Source organism: Iningainema tapete BLCC-T55 (assembly GCF_014698965.1).
Lineage (GTDB): Bacteria > Cyanobacteriota > Cyanobacteriia > Cyanobacteriales > Nostocaceae > Iningainema > Iningainema tapete.
On the sequence record NZ_JACXAE010000097.1, the window covers coordinates 50,471 to 72,702 of the forward strand.

Below are 22,232 nucleotides of genomic sequence, written 5' to 3' on the forward strand. Positions count from 1 at the left end.
TATAATAATTTCAGGTTTCATGGACATATTAGATCAAGACAAATCTGTTCAAACGAGAGTTTTCAAAGCACTCAACGAAGCAAAGGAGAAATTAAAGGCGGTTGAAGCTAAACAAAGCGAACCGATCGCAGTCGTTGGTTTGGGTTGTCGTTTTGGCAAAAATATTTCCACTCCCCAAGAATTTTGGTCTTTTCTCTCTTCAGGTGGCAATACCCTCAGAGAAATACCGGGCGATCGCTGGAATACATCTGATTTTTATGACTCAGATCCTGGTAAACCGGGCAAAATCTATGTATCTCAAGGCGGTTTTCTCGATGATGTCTCGATGTTTGACCCACAATTTTTTGGGATTGCGCCGAGAGAAGCCTTGCACATGGACCCGCAGCAAAGATTACTCTTGGAATGTGCTTATGAGGCGTTAGAAGATGCTGCTATGGCTGCGCCTACTGCCCGCATCGGCAAAACAGGCGTTTTTATTGGCATCACAAACAATGATTATGCTCGTTTGATTGCACCGGGGGAAGATTATAGCAGTGTTGGTGCTTATCATATTTCTGGAAACCATCTAAATGCTGCTGCTGGACGCATCTCTTATCTTTTGAATCTCAACGGACCGAGTTTAGCTGTTGATACAGCGTGTTCTTCTTCGCTGGTGGCAGTTCATCTAGCCTGCCGCTCTTTGCGGACACAGGAATGTCGGCAGGCGCTGGTGGGAGGAGTGAACCTGATCCTGACGCCAGAAGTGCCGATCGCGTTGTGTAAAAATCAGATGTTAGCTGCTGATGGTAGATGCAAAACCTTTGACCAAAGCGCTGATGGCTTCGGTATTGGCGAGGGTTGTGGAGTCGTCGTTTTAAAAAGGTTGAGCGACGCTTTAGAAGATGGCGATCGCATCTGGGCATTAATTCGGGGAACAGCGGTTAATAACGATGGTGCAAGTGGCGGCTTTACAGTTCCTAACGGTCCGGTGCAGACAGATTTAATTCGTGAGGCGCTCAATGAAGCTCGTTTGAGCGGCGATGCCATTGATTATGTCGAAGCTCACGGTACAGGTACAGCTTTAGGAGATCCCATTGAAATCAAAGCGATCGCTGATGCTTTGTGCGTCAATCGCTCTCAATCCCAACCTTTATTAGTCGGCTCTGTCAAGACAAATCTCGGTCATCTGGCGGCGGCAGCGGGGATTTCTGGTTTAATCAAGACTGTATTATCTATTTATCATTCCTCCATTCCGGCTCATCTCAATTTCCAAAAACCAAATCCTCATATTAGTTGGGACAGCTTACCCCTCAATGTGGTAACACAAACTCGTCCCTGGGCTGCCACTGGTAAGATGAAAGCTGCTGGAGTTAGTTCTTTTGGAGCATCAGGAACTAATGCCCATGTGATCTTGAGCGAACCTCCTCAAGCACAATCCCCGACTAAAACGACATTTCCCGTACTGATTACCCTATCTGCTAAAGATGAAGAGCGTTTGCGTCTGCTGGCTGCTCGCTTCGTTGACGATCTTGATAGTCGCAATTTAAACTTAACGGATCTCGCTTTTTCTCTAAATACAGGTCGTTTTCACCATAAACATCGATTATCTTTATTGGTTTCCAACTCTACTAGTTTTCCAGAACAGCTTCATGCTTTTGCTAGTGGTAATAACCGAGAAACTAATATTCTTTACAAAGAGGTACAAGCAAATCCCAAAATTGCTTTTTTCTGCAATGATGAGACAATATTTCCGGGAATGGGGAAACAGTTGTTTACAGGTGAGCCTGTATTTCATGATGCTTTTATTCGATGCGATCGCCTATTCCAGACATATTTAAATTTTTCTATAGAAGACCTACTTTATAAAAATCACGATATAAATACTCAACACCTGCACGATTCCTTATATGTACAACCAGCATTATTTGCTGTGCAATATGCTCTTTGCGAACTGTGGAAATCTTGGGGAATTCGCCCTTCTGCCCTTTTAGGGTGTGGTGTGGGCGAGTATGTGGCTGCTCAACAAGCAGGAGTTTTTTCTCTTGAAGATGCTGTCAAGTTGGTTGCATCTCGCACTCGTATGAGCCAACAAACTGGGGTAGACAGATTTGTAGAATCGATTTTATTACCATTTGAAAAAGTAGCAGAGCAAATTTCTTACAGCGTTCCGCAACTCACTCTAATTTCAAATCTTGATGGTGGGGCAAGTCATCAGATTCAAAATGCTGCTTATTGGGTGCAACAGCAACATCAACCAGTTAATGTTGCTAAAGGAATTGCTACCCTGCATCAGATGGGCTATCAAATATTTATAGAAATTGGCACCCAGCCCCGGCCTAGCGACATTGCTCGTCGCCTGCCTGCTAGCGAAATCCTTTGGTTGTGTAGCTTAGCTCAGGATTGCAGCGACGATCAGCAACTGAAAACTATCTTAGCACAACTATATGTCCGAGGGGCAAATATTAATTGGAAAGAATTTCATCGCTCTCGTCCAGGACAAAAAGTTAGTTTACCAACTTCTCCTTTTATCCGCAAACGCTATTGGGTTCCCATTAATGATAGACAGAATTCAACAGCCATATCTAAATCTCATAATTATCACTCCGGGCATCCGTTACTAGGCGAACGTCTACCCTCGCCTCTATCTTCTATTCAATATCAAGCTAGGATTAGTCAGAAAAACCCAGCTTTTTTAGCAGAGCATCAAGTTTTTGACAAACCCATCTTTCCAGGGGCTGCGTTTATTGAAATGGCTTTAGCTGCGGCAGAAGGTACCGTTGTTTTAGAGAAAATTGAATTTCATAAAGCATTAGTACTTGGAGAAGATGATGATGTATTGCAATTAGTTATTGATGGTGGTAATAAAGAAAGTTTTCAAATCTACAATCAATCTGAAAATAATTGGGATCTACTTGTTTCGGGAGAAATTGAAAAGTTAAAAGCAATTGATTCAGTTTACAAAAATCTAGAGCAACTAGAAGCTAACTGTCCACAGCAGCTAGAAATTAATTCTTTTTATGAAAAATACCAGCAATCTGGCGTCAGTTACGGGACTAACTTTCAGTTAATCCAAAAACTCCAGTACGGTAAAAATAGTGCTTTGGCTCACATAAACTTAACAGATGTTCCCGAAGCAAAATACTATTTTCATCCGGCAATGCTTGATGCTTGTTTTCAAGCGATCGCTGCTATTTTATTTCAGCAAGAGTCTTCTGTAACTTATGTACCGATCCGCATTGCTAAATTCCAATTCTTCCGCTCTCCAGGTGATAGCGTAATTAGTTCAGTTAGAGTACAGAAAAATTCTGCTAATCATATTATCTCCGATCTGGAAATTTACTCAGAGCAAGGAGAATTACTGGTATCAATTACAGGATTTCAACTCAAATCAGTTCAACGCCAAGAAATTATCCCCCAGGAAATTCAACCTCAAGCTTACTTAGAGAAGTGGATTTCCTTATCACCTTTATTAGCTGATGGTAGAGATTATTTACTTACTCCTAATCTAATTAAAGAGCGAGTAAAACCACAGCAATTAGAACAACAATTGGCGGAATTGCGCCAATATGAACGCCTGCTTGGGGAGTTGGAATGTTTAAGTGTAAATTATATATGGTCAGGTTTAAAAAAGCTTAACTGGCAACCGGAATTAGGTCAAACTTATCAAGAAGAAAAGATTGCCGCTCAAGGTGGAGTAGTTGATTTTTATCGTCCCTTATTATCGCGGTGTTTAGCCATCCTTGCCGAAGAAGGAATTGTGACTCACCAAAAAGATGGATGGCTGTTAGAAAAAGAACCAAGTACAACTTCGATTCAATTGGAGATTCAACGCCTGGAGAGCGAATTTCCTCATTACCTTGCAGAAATTAATCTCATAGAACGTTGTGGTTCGGCTTTGGCTGCTGTGATGCGTCGCCAAATTGAGCCGTTAGAGTTACTATTCCCCCAAGGGAATCTGAATGCGATCGCATCTATCTATTCTGATGCGGCTGGTGCTAAGTTGATGAATGAGCTAGTTGCAGAAACAATTAGAACTGCAGTGGCAATACCAGCAAATCGTCAGCTACGGATTCTAGAAATTGGCGGCGGAACAGGAGCCACTACCTCGGCAATTTTACCGCACTTACCTCCAGAGCAAATTGAATATGTATTTACCGATATTTCCTCTCGGTTTTTAACTAGAGCTAAAGAAAATTTCAGCTATCCCTTCATTAAATATGAAACTTTAGATATAGAAAATAATCCCTTTGCTCAAGGTTTTCTGCCGGGAAGTTTTGATATCATTATTGCAGCTAATGTCCTCCATGCAACAACAGATATTGACAAGACATTGCAGCATGTACGTTCTTTAAGCGCTCCTAATGCACTGCTGATACTTTTGGAAAGTACTGGAGCACGCCGTTGGATAGATTTAACCTTTGGTTTAACAGAGGGCTGGTGGCTATGCTCTAACGATCCACTCCGCGCTGGTTATCCTTTGGTAGATACAAAACATTGGCAAGATTTGCTTGTCAGTCATGGATTTACAGAAATTAATGTTATTGAACCAACGAAAGCAGAAACACGCAATCTATTGCGGCAAAGTGTGATTATCGCCAAAGCAAATGACTACTCTAAGTCTGTTTCCCATGAATTAATCTTTGCCGATACTAAAGGAATTGCCCACAGTTTAATTACGCCATTGCAACAGCGAGGGGTTGCTTGTTCTGTAATATTGCCTCAAGGAGTTACTACTCAAGAGGGCGAAACTGCGATCGATCCTGATAATGCCGATGACTACCTACTACTGTTGCAAAAACTATTAACTCCAGAAACTCGTGAAATTGTCTACTTTTGGGCATTGCAGGAGATAGAAGGTGAAATTTATCAAGCCGTAGAGATTCATTGTAGACGTTTCCTATTTCTACTTCAGGCATTATTGCAGCAAGAAAATCCGCCTGCGCTGATTCTCGTTACCCAAGGATGTGTAGCGGCAGGGGTAGCGACGCTGACTTCTCCAGAACAATCTTCGTTGTTGGGGATCGCTTTGAGCCTGGTACTAGAACATCCGGAACTAAATTTTAGAGCGATTGACTTAGAGCCAAATGGACAAGATTTAGGAGAAAAATTATTCCGAGAACTTTACAGCCAGACACGGGAAAACCGCATAGCCTTGCGCGGCGAACAACGCTTCTGTCCCCGTCTGGTAGAGCAAAAACTAGAAGATGGAAACATTAATTTCCGTCAAGATGGCTTTTATCTGATTTCTGGTGGTACAGGCGGGTTAGGTTTAGCAACTGCCCGGTGGATGATAGAACGTGGCGCTCGTCATTTAGTATTGTGCAGTCGCAGTGGTGCAAACGCTGTCACTCCCGAAATTCTGGCAAGTATGCAATCACTCAACGCAGACATCGAAATTAAGGATGTTGATGTCACTGATGTACAGAAACTTCACACCTTGCTAGAAGAATGCCGTTCCCAGTATCCTTTGCGGGGGATTTTCCACATCGCTGGCACTTTAGACGATACTACATTACTGCGACTGACACCAGAACGTTTTAACCATGTTTTAGCGCCCAAGGTGAAAGGAACTTGGCTGCTGCATCAATTAACCCTCACCGATCCTTTAGATTTCTTTGTTTGTTATACCTCTGCTGTGTCGCTGATTGGCTCCGCAGGACAAGCTAATGCTGCTGCGGCTAATGCCTTTCAGGATGCCTTTACCTATTTTCGTCATGCACGCAATCTCCCAGCTACAGTCATCAACTGGGGCCCGTGGAGCGAGATTGGTGCAGCAGTTGATCGCAATGTATTGGATAGGTTAGCAGCCAAAGGTTTTAATGCAATGGCACCTGACTTAGCGCTCAATACTCTAGAAAAAATCTTGTTTAATCAGATTGTGCGTGCTGGTGCGATCGCCATTGACTGGCAACGTTTCCCCTACATCAACCAAAGCTTTTATCAACAGTTCTTACCCCAAGTAGAAACTAAGCCTCAAACCTCATCGGATATTTTAGCGCAATGGCAAACAACTCCTGTAAAACGGCGTCGTGATTTGCTCATCCGTCATATTAGTTTGCTCCTCTCCACTGTATTAGGACTATCAACCGATGAAGTATCTCCCCAACAAGGCTTTTTCGATCTGGGGATGGACTCTCTCACCTCCACAGAACTTCGCAATCTCCTGCAAACAGATTTCAACTGCTCGCTACCGACAACAATTACTTTTCGTTTTCCTACGGTGGAAACTTTAGCAGATTATTTGCAGCGGGAAGTTTTAGATAAGGTGCAAACTCCTGTGCCAGAACAACTGGAATCCTTTGAGAAACCCGGTTTCTTGAGAACGACTCTGACTCAAAACGAAGATTTTTCGTTAAGAAACCGGGTTTCTTTGGGCTCGTTGAGAGAAATCGATGGGCAATATAACGCAAAACCACAGCTTGAAGATCCAATTGTCATTGTGGGTATGGCTTGCCGATTTCCTGGCGGTGCGAACAATCTCGAATCGTTCTGGCAACTTTTAGAGCAGGGGAAGGATGCGGTGGGAGAAATTCCTAGCGATCGCTGGGATATTCATGCATGGTATCATCCCGATCCAGATACACCCGGAAAAATATATTGCCCTTATGGAGCATTTCTAGAGCAAATCGACCATTTTGATGCTGAATTTTTTGGAATTTTACCCCGTGAGGCTGTGGCTATAGATCCTCAGCAACGTTTGCTGCTAGAAACTACTTGGGAGGCTTTGGAATCTGCCGGTCAAAATCCGCAACAGTTACGCAACAGTCAAACTGGTGTTTTTATTGGGGCGATGACTCAAGACTATGCACAATTGAGTTATGCACCAGAAGCAATCAATGCTTATACCGGATCGGGGACTTCTATAAGTGTAGCCGCTGGTCGTCTATCTTATGTACTTGGCTTACAAGGACCTTCAATGACAGTTGATACTGCTTGTTCTTCTTCATTGGTGGCAGTACATCTGGCTTGTAATGCTTTGCGTAATGGTGAGTGTGACATTGCGCTGGCGGGTGGTGTCAACGTAATTTTAACCCCGGTAATTTCCTTAATTGAAAGTCGCGCCCACATGCTTGCGCCTGATGGACGTTGCAAAACTTTTGCTGCGAGTGCGAATGGAATGGTTCGGGGCGAAGGTTGCGGGATGATTGTTCTCAAGCGGTTGAGTCAAGCGCTGGAAAATGGCGATCGCATCTTAGCTAGAGTTTATGGTACAGCCGTTAATCACGATGGTCCAAGTAGTGGACTCACCGTACCCAATGGAGATGCTCAGGAAAAATTATTACATCAGGCACTGAACGCGGCGAAACTCAAACCGGAACAAATAGATTTTATCGAAGCTCACGGTACTGGTACTGCGATCGGAGATCCGATTGAATTAGAAAGCATGGCTGCCGTTTTTGGCAATCGCCCCCAAAATCGACCTTTAATCATTGGTTCTGTCAAAACCAATTTAGGACATTTAGAAGGTGCCGCCGGAATTGCTGGGTTAATCAAAACTGTTTTAGCCTTGCAACATCATAAAATTCCTCCCCATCTTCACTTTGAGCAGCCCAACCCGCGTTTTGATTGGAGTTCTCATATTTTTGAAGTTCCAGTACATGGAAAAAACTGGCATCTTAGTGAACGGCAGCGAATTGCGGGAGTTAGTTCCTTTGGATTTAGTGGCACTAATGCCCATATTATCATCGGAGAAATTGCGCCTACTTCCCCATCTGTCACTCAGCAATCTGATCATAAACTTTACCTTCTGCCTCTTTCGGCTCGTTCCGAAAAATCTCTGCGAAAGTTGGCACAAGATTATCAGCACGCTTTGAATGAATCTGGATTGGCAGATGCTTGTTTTACAGCAAGTACAGGACGTGCTGTTTTCCGGCATCGATTGTGTATTTTAGCCGACTCGATCTCTACAGCCCAAAAAGCACTTGCTGATTTCCAATCAGGTCATGATTCTGACAATTTAATTAGGCAAAATTCCTTAGAAACTCAGTTAAATGTAGCTTTCTTATTCTCAGGACAAGGTTCTCAATATTCAGGGATGGGACAAATTCTTTACAACAAAGAACCTGTCTTTAAAAATACTCTGGATCTTTGTAACAAAATCCTAGAACCTATTTTAGGTACATCGCTGTTAGATTTAATCTTTCAGTTACAAAATAGCGAGTTGCTTGAACAGACTCCAATCACACAACCAGCGCTTTTTTCACTGGAATACGCACTTGCTAAATTATGGCAATCCTGGGGAATACAACCTTCTGCGCTTTTGGGACATAGCATTGGTGAATATGTCGCAGCTTGCCTAGCGGGAGTTTTCTCTTTAGAAGATGCCCTGCAATTAGTTGCCGAACGCGGTCGCTTAATGGGAGAACTACCGCATAATGGCGGTATGGCAGCAATTTATGCTGATTTTGAAACAGTTGCAGCCTATATTGCAGGCAATAGCAGTCAAATTAATATTGCCGCTGCCAATGGTTCAATTACTGTAATTTCTGGCTTAAATGAAATTGTTAATAACCTGGAAAAACTTTTTCTAGAGCAGGGTTATAAAACCAAACGCTTGGCAGTATCTCATGCTTTTCACTCCCCTTTAATGGAACCGATTATTGATGATTTTGCTCAGGTATTGAGTAAAATTTCTTTCCATGAACCAAGCTTGACTATTATTAGCAATGTCACTGGCAAACCAATTGGTAAAGAAATCGCTACTCCCGATTATTGGCTACGCCATATTCGCAGTACCGTACATTTTGGTCAAGGATTCAAATTCTTAATTGACAGTGGTTATCGCTGTTTTGTAGAGTTGGGACCGAAGCCTGTGTTATTGGGAATGGCGCGACTAACTTCTCAAATCAAAGAAATATTATGGCTACCCAGCATCGTACCCGGACAAGATGAACAAGCCCAGATGTACAGAAGTTTGGCGACACTCTTTGTTAATGGTGCTTCAATAGAATGGACAGAGGTATTTAAACAAGGTAAGCGAATTCCTTTACCTACTTATCCATTTCAACGAGAACGCTACTGGGTGTCAAACTCACAATTTTCTGTAGCTGAAATCAAACCTAAGTTACATCCTTTTATTAGTGATGTCAAAAAACTAGCTACCGGAGAAATTATCTTTGAGGGAGATATAGGCTCCGATAACCCGCAATATCTTGAAGAACACCAGGTATTTGAAAAAACCGTATTTCCAGCTACGGGTTTTATTGAAGCAATTTTAGCAGCCAGCCAGAAAATATTTACTGATGTGGCAATTGTACAGAATGTGTCAATTCATCAGGGGTTGATATTATCTCATCAAAGTACATTACAAATGATTTTTAAACCAAAATCATCAGGAAACTATAGTTTTGAGATATTTAGTAGTAATTCACAACAAAATAACTGGATTCTTCATGTCACTGGTGAAATTAAACCCAACAATCAAAAATCTCTTAGTACTCCACCACACGAACTTCGCCTGGTGCAGAAACCCGGTTTCTTTGAGAAACCGGGTTTCTCAGAGATCGTTCATTGGTCTGAGCTAGAAGGGGAATCTGTTTCTATCTCCAGATTCTATGAGCTTTATCATCAAATGGGAATCAGTTACGGTAAGCAATTTCAAGCTCTTCAAGAACTACGCTACTTAGGAAATGGTTCTCAGGCTCGCATTAGTATCGATCGCAGTTTGTCAGATCATCGCTATTGTCTTCATCCCGTGCTTTTAGATGCTTGCTTGCAAAGTATTGGCGCGGCTTTTCCAGAAATTCACGGTCATGAATTGCACTTACCTTATGGTTTCTCTTCATTAGAATTCTTTGGTAATCCTGGGAATCAAGCTTGGACTCGCGCTGATATTAAATCAGATACTAACGGAGAAATATCCGTAGACTTAGATGTTTACGATCTACAAGGGCATCTTTGCGCTCGGTTTACAAAATTAGCAGCACGGCGTACTAATCCGGGATTACAGGGTTTATGGCAAAAACCTAAAACAAATTGGTACCAGATTGAATGGAAAAAGCTCAATTCAATTCCAATTGCCGCAAATAACAAATCTTGGCTGGTGTTTGTGTATCCTGGTACAGCGTTGAATGAGTTGATAACTTTATTGAGAAAAGCTGGAGAACGAGTCATAACTGTGGAACTGGGTTCTAATTATGAATGCCGTTATCAAGATTCTTTTGCGATCGATCCATCTGTTGAGTCTGATTTTCGGCGCTTATGCCAAGAAGTAGGGTTATCGGGATTTCCCACAGATGTGATTTTCGCTTGCTCAGCTGCACCTGTTGAGGAAGGTGCGCATATCGACAATTGTCGTGCGGCATTACACTTAATACAAGCCATCACCGCTCACTGGGAAAAATTACCTCATCTGTGGTTTGTGACTCGCGGTGCAAATAAAGTGCTTTCTGAGACTTCGTTGCAACCTCAACAGTCTTTGCTCTGGGGATTAGGAGCAGTCATAAATAATGAATATCCCCAAACCCGTTGTGTATGCTTGGATTTACCACCGATTGCAGAACCTAATGAAGCTGAATTTCTGTTCAACGAATTCCATACTCCAAGTAACGAGTTGCGTCTGGCTTTACGTGGGGGAAACCGCTATGGAGCAAGATTAGTGTCGGCAAAAGTTCCTACAGCACAAAAACAGAAGATAATTACGGGTGAAGGAGCTTATTTGATTACTGGAGGGTTGGGTAAACTTGGGTTGCTCATGGCTCAGTGGCTATCGTCTATGGGAGCTAGCCATGTAGTTTTGTGTAGCCGTAATGCCAAGTCTCAACATGATGCGATCGCATTATTAGCTAAAAATGGTACACAGATTACAGTTGTCGGTGCTGATGTTGCTTCACCGACGGATATGGAACAACTCTTCTCCCGTTTTGGCACAGAATTACCAGAATTACGTGGTGTTATTCACGCTGCTGGTGTTTTAGATGATGGTCTTTTGCGCAATCAAAATTGGGAAAGATTCCAAAACGTGATGCGTCCTAAAGTAGAAGGTACTCTATTACTAGACCGCTACAGCCGCAATCTGTCTTTAGACTTTTTCATTGCCTTTTCTTCTGCTGCTGTGATTCTCGGTTCACCCGGTCAAAGTAGTTACGCTGCTGCCAATGCTTTTATGGATGCCTTAATGCAGCAACGACAAAGTTTAGGATTACCAGGTATAAGTATCAATTGGGGCGCATGGGATACAGGAAATGAAATAGAAAAACAACGTTTTGCTAGTTGGGGTATTCAAAGTATGTCTTCTGATACCGCTTTAGAATATCTCAGTCAATTGATTCAGGGGAACTCTCAAGAAGTTATTATCGATATTGATTGGCAAACTTTTCATTCCTCTTTTAATATCAACCAACCATTTTTTGCCGAAGTACTGACACCAAAAGAAAAAAGTCCAGAGAATTCGGCAAAATTGTTAGAGCGGTTAAAATCTGTAACTGTAGATGAGCGAGCGGCAACTTTAGCTCAAGGAATTGAGCAAGTATTACGCGAAGTTACTGGGTTAAATACAACTAGCGTTATTCCTCATCAAACTTCTTTTTTAGAGTTAGGTTTAAACTCCTTAATGGTACTAGAATTTAAAAACAGGCTAGAAAATAATTTAGCTTGCTCTTTACCAGCATCTATAATCTTTGATTATCCCAATATTACAAGTCTCAGCACTTACATCCAAGAACATATACTAGCACAGATTGAATTTGAGGCGATCGCACCCGAAGATACTCTAAATCCTTATGACAACTTCAGTGAAGACGAACTGACAACACTACTTAATCAAAAGTTAGCGGAACTTGATAAATATGGTGAATGAAAATTCGGGAAATAAGTCAACAGATTATAAAAAATTAATAGCAACAACCTTAACAAAAATGGAGGCAATGCAGGCTCGCATTACCGAATTAGAAACTAGACAAAGTGAGCCAATTGCCGTTGTCGGGATGGGATGTCGTTTCCCTGGAGGCATAAATTCTCCAGAAGCATATTGGAACTACTGTAAAGCTGGATTAGATGCGATTGTAGAAGTGCCTAAAACCCGTTGGGATATCTCGAAATTTTACGATCGCGATCCCAAACCAGGTAAAATGAACACACGTTATGGGGGATTTATTCAAGAGGATATTACCGCATTTGATGCCCGTTTCTTCTCTATATCTTCCCGCGAAGCTACCTCAATGGACCCGCAGCAAAAGTTACTACTTGAGGTGACATGGGAAGCTCTGGAAAATGCTAATTTACCACCTACTAATTTAGCAGGCGATCGCATTGGTGTGTTTGTCGGCATTAGTGGGATCGACCACGCTATGAAGGTCTACAAAACCAAATATGATGAAATCGACTCTTTTTTTGGCACGGGAAATGCTTTGAGTGCAGCAGCAGGTAGGCTGTCTTATTTTCTTAACCTTCGCGGCCCTTGCATGTCTATTGATGCGGCATGTGCTTCTTCACTCGTAGCTGTTCACCAAGCTATTTGCAGCTTAAGAAATAATGAATGCAAACTAGCTTTGGTAGCTGGGGTAAATTTGATTCTCGATCCGGCAATTACTATTAATCTTTCGCAGTCGGGAATGATGTCAAATGATGGTCGCTGCAAAACCTTTGATGCGGCTGCAAATGGTTATGTGCGGGGAGAAGGGTGTGGGGTTTTAGTACTGAAACCCTTGTCTGAGGCTAAGAAAAATGGCGATCGCATACTCGCACTACTGCGGGGGTCGGCGGTGAATCATAACGGCGCATCAGCCGGGTTAACAGTTCCCAGTGGTCCGGCACAACAAGAGTTACTACGTCAAGCATTAGCTGATGCCAGAGTAGCTCCCCACCAAGTTGGGTATATAGAAGCACATGGTACTGGAACCTCTTTAGGAGATCCAATTGAGATTAATGCGATCGCCGCAGTTTATGGACAAGAGCGTAAGCAACCCCTTTACGTCGGTTCAGTTAAGACTAATCTTGGACATCTGGAAGCAGCCGCAGGTATAGCAGGAACGATCAAGACGATTCTGGCTCTGCAGCATGGTGAGATTCCGCCTCATCTTCACTTCAAAGAACCTAATCCTCTAATTAATTGGCAAGGAACTCCGCTCGAAATTCCCAGTCAAACTGTACCTTGGTCTAACAAAGGTGAAGTACGCATAGCTGGAGTTAGCTCCTTTGGTTTTTCTGGAACCAATGCCCATGTCATTGTCGAACAAGCGCCCCCTGCAACACAAACAGAGATTAAACAGAAACTTCCCAGTTATCTTTTCACGATTTCCGCTCAGAGCAAAACTGCTTTAGAAGAACTAGCGCAACGTTTTCACACTCACCTAGAGTCGCATCCAGAAATAGGAGACATCTGCCATAGTGCAGCTATAGGCAGATCGCGCTTACCAGAGCGTTTAGCAATAGTAGCAGATACATTACCTGAGTTGCAACAAAGACTAGCAGCATTTACCGAGCAAAAAACTATTGATAGTTTGACATTTTATCAACGCTTTGGGGGAGATAAACAGCCGAAAGTTGTCTTTCTCTTTACCGGTCAAGGAGCTTGTTATGCAGGTATGGGCGATGGACTGTACCAAACCCAACCTAAATTCCGTAAATATATTGATCGATGTGCAGAAATTTTAGCACCTCACTTAGAGTATCCATTACAAGATGTATTGTTTGGCGAGCAAACAGATTTACTCAATCAAACTGCGTATGCTCAACCAGCGATATTTGCTTTAGAATATGCCATTGCCATGCTATGGCGGTCTTGGGGAATAGAACCCAGCTTAGTAATTGGACACAGCGTTGGGGAATATGTAGCAGCTTGTATTGCCGGAGTATTTAGCTTAGAAGCAGGTTTAGCATTAATTGTTAAACGCGGGCAGTTAATGCAAACTGCGGCTACAGGGAAAATGGCTTCAGTTTTTGCAGATGAAGAGACGGTACTTTCTCTGCTCAAAAACTACAGTGATACAGTTTCGATTGCGGCTATTAACCATCCTCAACAAATTGTTATTTCTGGAGAAAGCGACAGTATTGATGAGATTATTACCATCTGTAAAAACCAAAGAATTGGGGTTCAGTTACTCTCCGTTGCCGGGGGTTTTCATTCTCCATTAATGGAGCCTATTTTAGCTGAATTTGAAACTGCTGCTCGGCAGATTTCCTACCATCATCCTAAAATTATCCTGCTTTCAGGAATTGACGGAAAAGCTTTAGAAAATGCGCCTGATGCAATTTACTGGAGACAACAATGTCGTGAACCAGTGCAATTTTTACAGAGTATAATTACGGCCTTAAACAAAGGATATAAACTATTTTTAGAAGTTGGTCCAAGACCAATACTAGCAGATCAAGGACGTCGTTATAACGAAGAAGTTATCTGGCTAAGTTCTCTAAATAGAGGTTTGAATAACTGGCAGACAATGCTGTCGGCACTTGCCCAACTATACATTAATGGAGTTAATTTTAACGCTGAGAAATTCAATGAAGATTACGGCTACAGAAATGTACAATTGCCGACATATCCCTTTCAAAGAAAACGTTTCCAATTTCAACCTAATATTTTAGTCGAATCTAGTCAAATTAACCAAGTGGTAGAAAGAGAGCAAATGGAGACCAAAATGGAGTTAACATCCGTAGCAAAATCAAATATCCAACATCAGCAAGAAATTGGCAATCAGTTAAAGTCTATCTTGGCTCTCCTCCTCAAAGAAGATGAAAATGACATTAGAGATGATGAGACATTATTAAATCTGGGAGCAGATTCGATTATTCTGACCGACTTTGCTCGCAAAATTGAAGAGAAGTATGGCGTCAAGGTCAAGATAGATCAATTATTTACAGATTTGCAAACAGTTGCCGATATCTCCAATTATCTCTCTAACTATGTTGACCCTCAACCCTTAAATATATCTGATGAAATATCCAGCACTAATATATTAACTAAAATCTCAAATATCTCAACTTCCGCTCCAGAATTAAAGGATTACCTGTGGGTCATTTCCCAATTACAACCGATTACTGTTGCCTATATCATAGAAGCTTTAGCAGCCCTTGGCAATAAACTAAATAAAGCAGAAACCTGGACAACAGAAATCTTATTACAGCCAATTGTCCCAAAATATCGTCTTTTAGTCATTCGTTATTTAAAAACTTTAGAGCAAGTTGGAGTTATTCAAAATCAGGGTAGTGTATGGATGGTAAAAAACCTGCCTACGCCTTTTTCAATACCACAAGCACTCTTAAATCTGCTTTCAACAAGTCCTGCTGCTAAACCAGAGTTAGAAATGCTGCAACGCTGTGGAGAAAATTTGGCAGAAGTACTGAGAGGAAATATAGATCCTTTGGAGTTAATTTTCCCAGCAGGTTCAGTTACTCATGCGGAAAGCATATATGGGAATTCTCCTGTATCTCGTTTGATGAATAAACGAGTAGCTGCAGCGATTAACCTAATTTTAAAGATTTCCGCAAGCGATCGCCCTTACCAAATTATCGAAGTGGGAGGTGGTACAGGTGCTACTTCTGAAGCTATTCTCAACGACTTAAATCTTGAGCATACAACCTATTCTTTTACCGAACTCTCTCCCGTTTTACTCGCTAAAGCTAGACAAAAGTTTCAGCACAGATCTAATGTCAACTTCCACCAACTAGATATTGAGAAATCACCAGTTTCCCAAGGGCTACCAGCACATTCTTATCACATAGTTGTTGCTGCTAATGTGCTTCATGCTACCCGAAATGTGACAGAAACACTAAATCATATTCGGGAATTACTACGACCAGGTGGTTACTTGGTACTACTAGAAACAGTAGAAAATAATTCATGGCTTGATTTAAGTTTTGGACTCACTCCAGGATGGTGGCGTTTTCAGGACAAGGAGTTACGTGTAGATACTCCTTTGTTGAGTGCAGAAAGTTGGTGTTCTGTTTTAAAACGCTGTGGTTTTGTAACTGCGGATAGTTTTTCTCAGCAGAACAATATGAGCATATTCAATGGACAAGAGCTAATTATTGCTTGCGCCTCTGCTGAATCACCTGTAACTATTCCTGTAGCTGTAAGTCCTACTAGCGAATTAAAAACAGTACAAATATCACCAACCTCTGGCAAAGAAGCTTTGATGATGGCTCAACTACAATCTTTGAAAGATCTCAAAGATGTACATGAAAAAACCATTATCAAACAATTAGAAATACTCCAATCTGCCTCTGTTGCACCCAGCAATACATCAGAAGTTTTGATGAGTCAGACAGAAACTGCGTCTCCTCCTCAAAAAACCAAAATAGAAACTGCACCTCCTGCTAAAAAAAGTAGTCCAAGTTTAAATCCACTTGCCTTAAAGCTGAATGAAAATAAATCTTTAACAGCAAAACAGCAAGATTTTATTCGATATTTAGAGCTTCTTTATAATAAAAAAACAGCGAAATCAAAAGCATATTCGCAAAATAGCCGCAAAACAATGGTTGATGTCAAACCTACCATTGACTTCCGGATGGCTTTAAAAGAATTTCAATATCCCATTGTCTCAGAATCAGCCCAAGGGGCACATTTTCGTGATATTGACGGCAATGATTATATCGACTTAGCAATGGGGTTTGGTGTTAACTTTTTTGGACACAGTCCTGATTTCGTGCTGTCAGCGATTCAGAATCAGATGCAACAAGGAATAGGATTGGGAATGCAGTCCAATATCGCGGCAGAAACGGCTGCTCTAATTAGTGAAATGACAGGTGTGGAGCGGGTTGCTTTTAGTAATACTGGAACAGAAGCAATTATGGCAGCAGTTCGTGTTGCTCGTTCTCGGACAAAACGCCAAAAAATTGCTTTGTTTGCTGGTTCTTATCACGGAACTTTTGACGGCATTTTAGCACGAGTTGGAGAGGAGCCGGAAACAGCCCAACCATTAAGTCAGGGTACACCATTAGGAATGGTTGAAGACGTAATAATTTTGACTTATGGAGCCGAAGAAAGTTTACAAATAATTTCTGCTCACGCTGATGATTTAGCAGCAGTGCTGGTAGAACCGGTGCAAAGCCGTAAACCCGATTTACAGCCTAGAGAGTTTCTGCAAAAATTACGTAAATTGACTCGTGAAAACGGGATTGCGCTAATTTTTGATGAAATTATTACTGGATTTAGGATTGCGCTAAGAGGAGCGCAGGAATGGTTTGACGTAGAGGCAGATATAGTAGTTTACGGTAAGGCAATTGGTGGTGGGTTGCCTATTAGTACGATCTGTGGTAAAGCAGATTTATTGGATGCAATTGATGGCGGTTTTTGGAGTTATGGAGATAATTCCCATCCGCAAACAGAATTAACTGCTTATGGTGGTACTTTCTGTCGTCATCCTTTGGCTCTGGCGGCATGTCGTGCAGTGCTTCTACATTTACGCTCACAAGGTTCACAGCTTTTAGAAAGCGTAAATCAATTAACCAATCGATTAGCAACGGAAGTTAATCAATTCTTTCTTGAAATAGGAATTCCCATCCGCATCGTTCATTTTGGTTCTTTGTTTCGCTTTGAACCCTTTGGAGCTTATAGTATTTTCCTGCAACCTATCGAACTGCCGCTCTTTTATTACTTGCTAAATCTCAAAGGCGTGTATACATGGGAGAAACGGGTTTGCTTCCTCTCGACTCACCATACCAATGAAGATATAGACAAAGTAGTCACTGCTGTTAAAGAAGCTATTATGGAACTGCGGCAAGCAGGTTTTTTTGAAAATGCCAAACCACCGCAATCAAAGAAAAGAGAAGAAAGCGATCGCTTTGTTGATGAAGATGGTAGGAGTAATTTAAACCAGAGATTTTCTACCAGTGAAGCGCAACGTCAGCTTTGGCTGTTGTCAGAATTAGATAAAACAGCTTCAGCATCATACAACGTCACTACTTCTTTAGAACTGCGTGGTTCCTTAGAGATTTCATCTTTACAGCAAGCTATTAATGAAGTAGTCAATCGTCACGAGGCTTTACGAACACGAGTATTAGAACAAGGCGAACTACAGGAAGTTATTAATAGTGTCAAAATTGACCTGCCGTTAATCAATCTTATAGATGACGACAATCCCGAAGCAACTGCTTTAGCATTAAGAACTCAGTCTTCTCAAAAGCCTTTTGATCTATCTGTAGCTCCTTTATTTGAAGCTGTTCTGATGCGTTTAGCACCCGAACACCATCTTCTATCTTTAAAAACCCATCATATCGTTGCTGATGGTTGGTCTTTAGGGCTAATTTTGAATGAAATAGGCAAACTGTATTCAGCAAAAATTGGCGTTGAGACAGAATTAGCGCCACCAATGCAGTTTCGCAAATATCTGGCTTTGCGACAGCAAGAAGCGCAAAGTCTACAAATGCAAGAGCATCGTGATTTTTGGTTGAAAACCTATGAGGGAGAAATTCCAGTATTTGAGCTGCCTACGGACTTTCCCCGTCCGGCTGTAAAAACTTACACTGGAGGTCGAGAAAGTAAAATTATTGCTCCTGAACTGTGGCAAAATGTGCAGACTGTGGGACGCAGAAACCAAGCTACATTATTTATGACAATGTTTGCTGCTTACACAGCTTTTCTGCGTCGGATTTCCGGTCAAAATGATTTAGTAATTGGTGTTCCCATTTCTGGACGACAAGTTGAGGGCAGCGAAGAGTTAGTTGGCTTTTGCTCACAATTTTTACCAGTTCGTATCCCCATAGATGTAACGGCTTCTTTTGTTGAACATCTTCGTCATACCAAAGCAACACTTGTAGCAGCGTTTAAACACCAAAGTCACGCTTTAGAAGAGTTATTAGCAGCTTTGCAATTACAACGGGATTTTTCCCGTTCTGCGCTCATCTCGGTATCTTTCAATATGGATCCTAGTTTAACTCTACCTGAGTTTGCAGGATTACAAGTATCGCTGCCACCAGAGCCAATTGGATATACTCCTTTCGATTTGGGCTTTAACCTGATCGAAGTAAATGATGCCCTGATTATCTACTGTAATTACAATAAGGAACTTTTTAGGCAAGAGACTATCAAGCAGTTTCTAGAAAGTTTTGAAATTTTGCTTGAGGGCGTAACTAAAAATGCTAATAGTTTGATTTCTCAGTTGCCTCTCTTAACACAATTGCAACAAGAAAAATTACAGGCAGAGTTAATCGGACAAACAATAGAATTGCCCCAAAACGCTACAATTATTGATGACTTTATTGCTAAAGTCAACTCTACTCCAAATGCACCAGCATTAATTGTTGGAGAAACTACTCTCAGCTATCAAGAATTGAATGAAAAAGTAAATAGTTTAACAAATTACTTGCATCAGAAATATCAGTCTGCAGGGAAAGCGATCGCGGTGGCGCTAGGACGTAATCAGAACTTAATCATCGCCATCCTTGCTACTTTCAAAACAGGAGCAACGTATGTTCCGATAGATCCGGAATTTCCCAGTAGCCGCATCGATTTTATTTTAAAAGATAGTGGCTGCCATGTGTGTCTCACTGAGAGTAATTTTGTATCCAAATTACCTCAAGAAATAGAGACGATTTGCTTGGATAAAATCGCTCCCATTCTGGCAGAATTTGACAGCACGGAGCCAAAATTCAAACCAGACTCTAGCCAAATTGCCTATATTTTATATACTTCTGGCTCAACTGGAAACCCCAAAGGAGTCATGGGTTGTCACATCTCTATTCTGAATGTAATTCGGAGTTTACGACTCACCTTTGACTTAGATAAACATCCTGAGTGGCGCTATATCTTTACCGCTTCTGTCACCCACGATCCATCTCTGAGGAATATTTTTCTCCCGTTGACGATCGGTGCTCCTTTATATATGTACGAAGTGAAGCATATAGGGCATTTAGTTTCCTTTTTACAAGAAAAACAAATTAATGCACTGCACACAACGCCATCTATTTATCGGGAAATATTGGCTGTACTCGAAGCAGGAGAAACTATCCCCAGCTTAAAATATATCTCTTCAGGAGGAGAGAAATTAGATCGGGAAACAGCGATCGCTTTACGAAAACGCTTTCAAGCTGAAATTGTCAGCAATGTCTACGGCTCAACAGAAACTTGTGTAGGAGTAGCTCAGTATACAATAGACGAAATTTTAGACACAGAAGTACCTCTTGGTCAGGTTTTCCATAACAATCGATTATTTGTCCTCGATGAATTCAATAACACCGTACCTCTTCATGCGATCGGTGAAATCTGTGTAGAAGGTGCAGCATTAGCAGCTGGTTATCACAACCTCCCTCAAATCACCAAGGAAAAATTTAAACCTAGCTTTGTGAGTCCGGGAAAAACTCTATTTAGAACAGGAGATTTAGGTAAACAAACTGCTCCAGGTCAGATTGAATTTATTGGTCGTAAAGATAATCAAGTTAAGGTGAATGGCTATCGAATAGATCCAGGAGAAATTGAATACCAACTCAGTCGCCATACTGATATAGAGAGAGCTATTGTATTACCTGTGAATGTAGATAATCAAACCCAGTTATGTGCTTATTGTCAAACTCATCAAGACATAGAAATTAGAGAAATCAGAGAATTTATAGCTAATTATTTGCCTGTTTACATGATTCCCACCTCCTTTATCTTCTTAAAGCAATTTCCTCTAACCAGGCATGGAAAAATCGACCTACGAGCACTGGCTGATATCAAGGAAACAGGTATAACAAAGGTAGCTTACACTGCGCCACGTAATACTTTAGAGTCAAAGCTAGTAAATATTTGGGAAAAATTTCTCACCAAATACCCCATTAGCATATTTGATAACTTCTTTGACATTGGTGGACACTCACTGCTGCTTTCGAGAGTCGTAACTCACATTCATAAAGAACTAAATGTGGTGGTCAAATTGGCTGACTTCTTTAGAAGTCCAACTATTTGTGGATTAGCAGCTTTAATATCTAAAACACAATATGACTTTCAGGAACGTATACCAGCAATAACTCAGCAAAAATCTTATCCTATGTCTCATGGGCAGCGTCGGCTTTGGGCTTTAGAATTCCTCGATCGCAATCATACTGCCTATGGAATGCCCAGTGCTTATCAATTCATCGGCGATCTAAATATCGCTGCCTTTGAAAATGCTTTTCAACATTTGATCGAACGCCACGAAATACTGCGTACTACGTTTACCCTCATAGATAATGAACCGCGTCAAGTCGTGCATGAACACATGAATTTTGCAGTGCAGCAGATCAACTTGATGGAGTGTGAAGAACAAGAAAAAAATCTCGCCGAAGCTCTTGACAACAATGCAAAAACTACTTTTGATTTGTCAGCGGGACCTTTACTCAAAGTTAACTTACTAAAACTGAGTCAACAGAGCTATATAGTTCTGTTTAATATGCACCATATCATCTCAGATGGTTGGTCAGCAGGCGTCTTGATTAAAGATTTCCTCACATTTTATCATGCCTGCGGACAACAGAATGTAGAATTGCCGCCACCTTTAAGAATTCATTATAAAGACTATACTTCCTGGCAAGAAAAGCGGTTAAAAACATCGGAACTACAAGCGCAACGTGATTACTGGCAGGCTAAGTTGACTCCTGCTCCTACACGTCTTAACTTACCTTTAGATCGTACCCGACCAGCGGTGCAAAGTTTCCAAGGCACTGCGGTTACATGGAAGCCCGATCGAGAAGTAATGAAGCGCTTTGAGCTATTAGTCAAGACTCAAGAAGCTACTTTGTTTATGGGGTTACTGACTTTCGTCAAGAGTTTTCTGTTTCGATATACCGAACAAAATGAGATTACTGTAGGCTCTCCCATAGCCGGACGAAATCATCCCGATTTAGAAGAGCAAATAGGTTTTTATGTTAATACTTTAGTCTTCCGCAGTCAAATAGCAGAAGACGATAGTTTTACCACTTTACTCTCAAAAGTGAAAACAACAACACTAGAGGCGTATGAAAACCAAGAATATCCCTTTGACAAACTAGTATCCGATTTGAATTTGAAGCGCGATCCCAGCCGGAATCCGCTATTTGATACCGTCGTTGTGCTGCAAAACAACCAAAATGTAGATCTAGCACTAGATGGAATTACTGTTAAACCTATTGACCAAGAGATTGTTACTGCCAAATTCGATCTGGAATTCATTTTTGTTGACCAGAAAGAAGTATATCTGAAGCTAATCTACAATACAGATATATTTGTAATGGAACGTATCTCATTGATACTAAAGTTGTTAGAAAGTCTTTTAGAAGATGTAGTAGAATCTCCTGACACGCCATTACGAAAGCTATCTTTCAATACCGAAAATTCTCAGAAAGAAGATAGCAATCTTTTTGCCACCAATTTTAATTTTTAG

2 protein-coding genes are annotated in these 22,232 nt (G+C 41.3%); both read left to right on the plus strand.

Going from position 1 to position 22,232, the window contains the following annotated elements:
* Positions 1 to 19 precede the first annotated feature (19 nt).
* The gene (locus tag ICL16_RS31885) at positions 20 to 11,776 is read left to right on the plus strand and encodes a type I polyketide synthase (RefSeq protein WP_190835607.1); all 11,757 of its coding nucleotides are present in this window, start codon (positions 20 to 22) and stop codon (positions 11,774 to 11,776) included.
* Positions 11,766 to 22,232 (plus strand): non-ribosomal peptide synthetase/type I polyketide synthase, encoded by a 10,467-nt coding sequence (locus ICL16_RS31890; RefSeq protein WP_190835608.1) that lies wholly within the window; start codon positions 11,766 to 11,768, stop codon positions 22,230 to 22,232. Before ICL16_RS31885 ends, ICL16_RS31890 begins: the two co-directional genes overlap by 11 nt.

Excerpts from the sequence above, each read along its gene's own strand:
- ICL16_RS31890 (WP_190835608.1), top strand. The coding sequence starts at position 11,766 with ATGGTGAATGAAAATTCGGGAAATAAGTCAACAGATTATAAAAAATTA.
- ICL16_RS31885 (WP_190835607.1), top strand. The coding sequence starts at position 20 with ATGGACATATTAGATCAAGACAAATCTGTTCAAACGAGAGTTTTCAAA.